This window comes from Comamonas sp. (assembly GCF_036666375.1).
Classification (GTDB): Bacteria; Pseudomonadota; Gammaproteobacteria; order Burkholderiales; family Burkholderiaceae_C; genus Comamonas.
The window spans coordinates 1-6,831 of sequence record NZ_JAVWWA010000168.1; the positions used below are offsets into that span (position 1 = coordinate 1).

Annotated in this window: 7 protein-coding genes; 2 read left to right on the forward strand and 5 right to left on the reverse strand. The window is 63.6% G+C overall.

The window, feature by feature from the left end; translation table 11 throughout:
* A partial coding sequence (locus RR928_RS23660) for a proline--tRNA ligase (RefSeq protein ID WP_332684502.1) occupies nt 1-1,660 on the reverse strand: 1,660 nt, incomplete at its 3' end.
* Between the two features lie 93 nt (nt 1,661-1,753).
* Between RR928_RS23660 and RR928_RS23665 the strand changes: the two genes are divergently transcribed.
* A complete protein-coding gene (locus tag RR928_RS23665; protein ID WP_332539927.1) occupies nt 1,754-2,440 on the forward strand; it encodes an RNA pyrophosphohydrolase in 687 nt (228 codons plus the stop codon).
* A gap of 31 nt (nt 2,441-2,471) precedes the next feature.
* Here the strand turns inward: RR928_RS23665 and proB are convergent, their stop codons facing one another.
* The 4 genes from proB to rplU form a co-directional block, all read right to left on the reverse strand.
* Nucleotides 2,472-3,614 (reverse strand): glutamate 5-kinase, encoded by a 1,143-nt coding sequence (gene proB, locus RR928_RS23670; protein ID WP_332539917.1) that lies wholly within the window; start codon nt 3,612-3,614, stop codon nt 2,472-2,474.
* Nucleotides 3,615-3,718: 104 nt separating this feature from the next.
* Nucleotides 3,719-4,834: an Obg family GTPase CgtA gene (cgtA, locus tag RR928_RS23675; RefSeq protein ID WP_332539916.1), complete on the reverse strand. Its 1,116-nt coding sequence runs from the start codon at nt 4,832-4,834 to the stop codon at nt 3,719-3,721.
* Between the two features lie 162 nt (nt 4,835-4,996).
* Nucleotides 4,997-5,254, reverse strand: coding sequence for a 50S ribosomal protein L27 (gene rpmA / locus RR928_RS23680; RefSeq protein ID WP_159910762.1), 258 nt, complete (start codon nt 5,252-5,254; stop codon nt 4,997-4,999).
* 13 nt (nt 5,255-5,267) lie between these two features.
* The gene (gene rplU, locus RR928_RS23685) at nt 5,268-5,579 is read right to left on the reverse strand and encodes a 50S ribosomal protein L21 (RefSeq protein WP_213301682.1); all 312 of its coding nucleotides are present in this window, start codon (nt 5,577-5,579) and stop codon (nt 5,268-5,270) included.
* Between the two features lie 232 nt (nt 5,580-5,811).
* Between rplU and RR928_RS23690 the strand changes: the two genes are divergently transcribed.
* Entirely contained in the window at nt 5,812-6,741 is a 930-nt protein-coding gene (locus tag RR928_RS23690; RefSeq protein ID WP_332539925.1) for a polyprenyl synthetase family protein, read from the forward strand.
* The last annotated feature ends 90 nt before the right edge of the window (nt 6,742-6,831 follow it).

The window sequence follows — 6,831 nt, forward strand, 5'->3', positions numbered from 1 at the left end:
CGACCGTGCCTTCTTTCAGGCCGCGGTCGGAAATCACCACGCGGTGCGGCACGCCTATCAGCTCCCAGTCGGCCAGCATCGCGCCCAGGCGCTCGTCGCGGTCGTCCAGGATCACGTCCACGCCCAGCGCGATCAGCGCGTCGTACAGCGCACCCGCGGTGGCCTGCACGGCTTCGCTGCGTGCCATGCCGATGGGGCACAGCACGACGGTGAACGGCGCGATCGCGTCCGGCCAGATGATGCCGCGCTCGTCATGGTTCTGCTCGATGGCCGCGGCCGGCAGGCGGGTCACGCCAATGCCGTAGCAACCCATCTCGAAGAACGCGGGCTTGCCGTTCTCGGCCAGGAACGTGGCGTTCATCGCCTTGGAGTACTTGTCGCCCAGGTAGAACACATGGCCGACTTCGATGCCGCGCTCGATGGAAAGCGCACCCTTGCCGTCGGGCGACAGGTCGCCGGCCACCACATTGCGCAGATCGGCAATGACGGCTGGCTCGGGCAGATCGCGGCCCCAGTTCACGCCAATCATGTGGAAGCCTTCGACGTTGGCGCCGCAGATCCAGTCGGCCATCACGGCCACGTCGCGGTCGACGACCAGGTTCACGGGCTGCAGCAGGTTCAGCGGGCCCAGGTAGCCGGGCTTGCAGCCGAAGTGCGTTTCAATCTCGGCCTGGGTCGCGAAACGGAAGCCGGCGTCCAGACCTGGCACCTTGGCGACCTTGATTTCATTCATGTCGTGGTCGCCGCGCAGCAGCAGCAGCCAGACCTGGCTCTTGACCAGGATGCCCTTGTCGTCGAGCTCGTCGGTGGCCAGCACCAGCGACTTCACGGTCGTGGACAAGGGCACGCCCAGCAGTTCGGCGACATCGGGGCAGGTGCTCTTGCCGGGCGTGGCCGTCTGCGTCAGCGCCACGGTGGCGGCGGGACGCTCGGCCGCGGGCGCCAGCGCTTCGGCCTTCTCGAGGTTGGCAGCGTAGTCGCTGTCTGGGCAGTAGACGATGGCGTCTTCGCCGGTCGCGGCAATGACCTGGAATTCTTCGCTCAGGTCGCCACCGATCGCACCGCTGTCGGCGCGCACGGCGCGGTAGCGCAGGCCGAAGCGATCGAAGATCTGCTGGTAGGCCTGGCGCATGTTCTGGTAGCTCAGTTGGGCCGCGTCGCGGCTCTTGTCGAAGCTGTAGGCGTCCTTCATGATGAATTCGCGGCCACGCATCAGGCCGAAGCGCGGACGGCGCTCGTCCCGGAACTTGGTCTGGATCTGGTAGAGATTCTTTGGTAACTGCTTATGGCTGCGCAGTTCCTGGCGCGCGATATCTGTTACCACTTCCTCGCTGGTCGGCTGGATCACGAAGTCACGGCCGTGGCGGTCCTGTATGCGCAGCAGTTCGGGGCCCATCTTCTCGAAGCGGCCGGTTTCCTGCCACAGCTCGGCCGGCTGAACCACAGGCATGGAGATTTCAACCGCGCCCGCGCGGTTCATCTCTTCGCGCACGATGGCTTCGACCTTGCGGATCACGCGCAGGCCCATGGGCATGTAGTTGTACACACCCGCACCCAAGCGTTTGATCAGGCCCGCACGCATCATGAGCTTGTGGCTGACCACTTCGGCGTCGGCCGGAGCTTCTTTGAAGGTGGAGATGAAGAATTGAGAGGCTTTCATGGGGGCAGAGTACAGCGGAAATCAGGCGGGCGCGCTTGCCGGGGGCATGGCACCATGCATAATGGACGCAATTCAAAAAATTGGGGTTCGATTATGCTTGACCGGGACGGATTTCGCCCGAACGTCGGCATCATCCTGCTCAACCACAAGAACCAGGTGTTCTGGGGCAAACGCATCCGCACCCACAGCTGGCAGTTCCCGCAAGGCGGCATAGACCGGGGGGAATCTCCGGAGCAAGCCATGTTCCGGGAATTGCACGAAGAGGTGGGTCTGAAGCCCGATCACGTCCGCGTGGTCGCCCGAACCCGGGACTGGTTGCGCTACGAGGTGCCAGACCGGTATATCCGACGCGATGCGCGTGGACATTACCGGGGCCAAAAGCAGATCTGGTATTTGCTGCAGTTGCTGGGCCACGACTGGGATCTGAACCTCAGGGCCACAGACCACCCGGAATTCGATGCCTGGCGCTGGAACGACTACTGGGTTCCGCTGGAAGTCGTGGTCGAGTTCAAGCGTGGCGTCTATGAGATGGCGCTGACCGAGCTGGCGCGCTATCTGCCACGGCAGGAGCAGCGCAATCGCTATCTGCGCAGCGGCATGCGCAACCGCGAGCAGGAAGGCACCATGGTGCCCATGACCACACTGCCGTCACGCAACACGCTGGGCCTGCTGCATCCGGGACTCGAGCTTCCGCCCGGAGCGAGCTTCGATCCCGATCCGCAGACCGATCTCACCGCAGCCAGCCAGCGCGCCGCGGCCGGCAACACCAAACACCCCTGAAACCGACGCCAGGCAGACCTGGCGCAGGCTTTCAGTGGCCGGAGACAATCATGTTGTCGCGGTGGATCATTTCGGATTCGGCGCTGTAACCGAGCAGGCGCTCGAATTCGGCCGAGCTCTTGCGGCACAGCAGCCGCGCTTCCGCGCTCGCATAGTTGGCCAATCCGCGCGCAATTTCGCGGCCCTGCGGATTGCGCACGGCAATCACATCGCCGCGCGAGAAATTGCCTTCCACACCCGTCATGCCTATGGGCAGCAGGCTCTTGCCTTCTTCCTGCAGCTTGTCGGCCGCGCCCTGGTCTACGCTGACCGCGCCCTTGAGCTGCAGATGGTCGGCAATCCATTGCTTGCGCGCCTGCTTTTTCGGCGTCTGCGCCAGCAGCAGGGTGCCAATGGCCTCGCCCGCGACCAGCCGACCCAGCACATCGGGCTCGCGCCCCCAGGCGATCACCGTGGATGCGCCCGAGCCCGCGGCACGCTTGGCCGCCAGGATCTTGGTGATCATGCCGCCGCTGCCTATGCTCGAGCCCACGCCGCCGGCCATGGCTTCCAGCGCAGGATCGCCGGCCTGGGCTTCGTCGACGAAGCGCGCATCGGGGTTCTTGCGCGGATCGGCCGTATACAGGCCTTTCTGATCGGTCAGGATCACGAGCGCGTCGGCATCGACCAGGTTCGCGACCAGCGCACCCAGCGTGTCGTTGTCGCCGAACTTGATTTCGTCGTTGACGACGGTGTCGTTCTCGTTGATGACCGGCACCACACCCAGGCTCAGCAGCGTCAGCAGCGTGGTGCGCGCATTGAGGTAGCGCTCGCGGTCGGCGAGGTCGGCATGGGTCAGCAGCACCTGGGCGCTGCCCACGTCCTGCTCGCGCAGCTTGGTCTCGTACATCTGCGCCAGGCCCATCTGGCCCACGGCCGCGGCCGCCTGCAGCTCATGCACCTGCTTGGGACGCGTCTTCCAGCCCAGGCGCTTCATGCCTTCGGCAATCGCTCCGCTCGAGACCATGACGACTTCGCGGCGCACGCCGTCGGCATCGCCACGCACCAGGGCGGCGAGCTGCTGGCTCCACTGCGCGATCGCCTCTTCATCCAGACCCCGGCCTTCGTTGGTCACGAGGCTGGAGCCTACTTTCACGACGATACGCCGTGCGTCACGCAAAACACTGGAAGCCATGATTCAGATTGTTCTTGGGCGCCTGCCTCGCAGGCCACAGGCGCTGGTCAGTCAATGGCCCTAGGGCCCCCACCCCGGCCGGCCTTGCGGCCTGACCGGAACTCTCACTTCGCTTCGTCGTCGGCGAAACGCGGGTCGCGCGGATCGACTTCCGCCGGCGCATCGCCCACGAAGCGCAGATCGATTTCCTCGGGCGTGTTCTCGGCGCGCTGCTGGGCCTGCACATGCTGGAAGATGGTCTTGATCAGCGGCTCGCAGCCTTCGCGCGTCAGCGCGGAGATCTCGAACACCGGGCCCTTCCACTTGAAGCGCTTGACGAAGTCCTTGACGCGCGCGGCGCGCTCTTCGGTCGGCACCATGTCGAGCTTGTTGAGCACCAGCCAGCGCGGCTTGTCGTAGAGCGCGGCGTCGTACTTCTTGAGCTCGCCCACGATGGCCTTGGCCTGGGCCACGGGATCGACGGTCTCGTCGAACGGCGCCATGTCGACCACATGCAGCAGCAGACGCGTGCGCTGCAGATGGCGCAGGAACAGATGGCCCAGGCCCGCGCCTTCGGACGCGCCTTCGATCAGGCCCGGAATATCGGCGATCACGAAGCTTTGCTCGGGGCCGACGCGCACCACACCCAGATTGGGGTGCAGCGTGGTGAACGGATAGTCGGCAATCTTGGGGCGTGCATTGGACACGGCCGTGATCAGCGTCGACTTGCCTGCATTGGGCATGCCCAGCAGGCCCACGTCGGCCAGCACCTTGAGTTCGAGCTTGAGGCTCTTGCGCTCGCCGGGCCAGCCCGGCGTCTTCTGGCGCGGTGCGCGGTTGATCGCGCTCTTGAAGCGCATGTTGCCGAAGCCGCCGTCACCGCCCTTGGCGATGGTCACGACTTCGCCCGGCGTCAGCAGTTCGTACAGCACTTCGCCGGTTTCCTGGTCGGAAAAGATCGTTCCCACGGGCACGCGCAAGGTGATGTCGGTGCCGGCGGCGCCGAACATGTCCGAGCCCATGCCGTGCTCGCCGCGCTTGGCTTCATGGCGGCGCGCATAGCGGAAATCGACCAGGGTATTCAGGTTGGAATCCGCTACCGCGAAGACGTGGCCGCCGCGGCCGCCGTCTCCCCCATTGGGGCCGCCGAATTCCTTGTATTTCTCGTGTCGAAACGAGACGCAGCCATTGCCGCCATCACCGGCAGCAATGTCAATATAAGCTTCATCGACGAACTTCATGAGGCATCCAGTTTACAAAACAGTGTGCTTTCGTGCAGCGTACAGCGTAGCCCGCCGCGCGCAAAAGCATAAAGCCCCGTCGAACGGGGCAGGGCAAAAATACCCCTTAAACAGCAAAGCCCCGACAGGTCGGGGCTTCGCTGCGAGTCGAAGTGACAAACCTTATGCAGGCGTCACATTGACCATGTGCTTGGACAGTGCGCCCTTGGTGGAGAAGGACACGTGGCCCTCGACCAAGGCAAACAGCGTGTGGTCCTTGCCCACGCCGACGTTGTCGCCGGGGTGGAACTTGGTGCCGCGCTGGCGAACGATGATGGAACCAGCCGTGATCAACTCACCGCCGAAAGCCTTCACGCCGAGCATCTTGGGCTTGGAATCGCGCCCGTTTCGCGTAGAGCCGCCGCCTTTTTTCTGTGCCATGACTCAGCTCCTATTAAGCTACGATTGCCACGATCTGCAGTTCGGTGAACTGTTGACGGTGACCCTGACGCTTCTGATAGTGCTTACGACGGCGCATCTTGAAGATGTGCACTTTGTCGTGTTTGCCGTGAGCAACCACAGTTGCCTTCACAGTTGCGCCGGACACCAGGGGTGCGCCGATCTTGATGTCTGTGCCGTTGCCGACTGCCAGAACCTGATCGATCACAATTTCCTGGCCTACGTCCGCAGCAATCTGTTCTACTTTGATTTTTTCGCCGGAAGCAACGCGATACTGCTTGCCGCCGGTTTTTATGACCGCGTACATGTATGACCTCTTTAATTGAGAGTTCTGCAGACGAATTTCCGCAGAGCCGGCGATTGTACCATGGCTGAATTTCTCATGCATTGGGTTTGCTTGTGCAGACCGTTTGCCGCGGCCAACGCCGACTGCCTTCATTTCGGGCCGACAGTTCCTATAATCCAAGGCTCACATGGCGGCCACCATTTTGACCACAGCTATCACCCCCACCAATCCCCTTTCCCTGATCGCCAACGACATGCGCGAGGTGGACAGCGTCATCGCCGACCGCCTGCACACCAGTGTTCCGCTGATCTCGCAGATTTCCCAGTACATCATTGCCGCCGGCGGAAAGCGGCTGCGGCCCGCGTTGCTGCTGATGATCTGCAAGGCCCTGGGCTACGAGGGAAGCCAGCGCTTCAACCTCGCGGCCGTGGTCGAACTGATCCATACCGCGACGCTGCTGCACGACGACGTGGTCGATGAATCGACCATGCGCCGCGGCCGCGCCACGGCCAATGAAGCGTTCGGCAACCCGGCCAGCGTGCTGGTGGGCGACTTCCTGCACACGCGTTCGTTCCAGATGATGGTCGCAGCGGGCAGCACGCGCGTGCTGCAGATCCTGTCGGATGCGACCAACATCATTGCCGAAGGCGAAGTCCAGCAGCTGATGAACATGCACGACGCTTCGCTCGACGAGGACGGCTATCTGCATGTGATCCGCTCCAAGACCGCGAAGCTGTTCGAAGCCAGCGCCCAGCTCGGCGCCGTGCTCGCGGGCAGCAGCCCGGCCGTGGAAGAAGCCTGCGCCACCTATGGCCAGGCACTGGGCACGGCCTTCCAGATCATCGACGACGTGCTGGACTACACCGGCGACACCGCAGAAATGGGCAAGAACCTCGGCGATGACCTGCGCGAAGGCAAATGCACGCTGCCGCTGATCGCCGCGATGCAGCGCGCCACGCCCGAACAGGCGGCCATCGTGCGCGAGGCCATCGAGCAGGGCTCGACCGAACAGCTCGCCACGGTGATTGCCATCGTGCAGGAAACAGGCGCGCTCGACGTGGCGCGCGCTGCCGCGCATGCCGAAGCCCATCGCGCCATCGATGCCTTGAGCCAGCTGCCTGACAATGAACACACTGCAAATTTGCTACAATTGGCAGCTCAGCTCCTCGACAGACGCACTTGAAACCCGTGCCGGTTTTGTGCCTGACAGGACCGCTGCGGGGTGTAGCTTAGCCTGGTAGAGCGCTACGTTCGGGACGTAGAGGCCGGAGGT

Excerpts from the sequence above, each read along its gene's own strand:
- cgtA (WP_332539916.1), bottom strand. The coding sequence starts at position 4,834 with ATGAAGTTCGTCGATGAAGCTTATATTGACATTGCTGCCGGTGATGGC.
- RR928_RS23690 (WP_332539925.1), top strand. The coding sequence starts at position 5,812 with ATGCGCGAGGTGGACAGCGTCATCGCCGACCGCCTGCACACCAGTGTT.
- proB (WP_332539917.1), bottom strand. The coding sequence starts at position 3,614 with ATGGCTTCCAGTGTTTTGCGTGACGCACGGCGTATCGTCGTGAAAGTA.
- rpmA (WP_159910762.1), bottom strand. The coding sequence starts at position 5,254 with ATGGCACAGAAAAAAGGCGGCGGCTCTACGCGAAACGGGCGCGATTCC.
- RR928_RS23665 (WP_332539927.1), top strand. The coding sequence starts at position 1,754 with ATGCTTGACCGGGACGGATTTCGCCCGAACGTCGGCATCATCCTGCTC.
- rplU (WP_213301682.1), bottom strand. The coding sequence starts at position 5,579 with ATGTACGCGGTCATAAAAACCGGCGGCAAGCAGTATCGCGTTGCTTCC.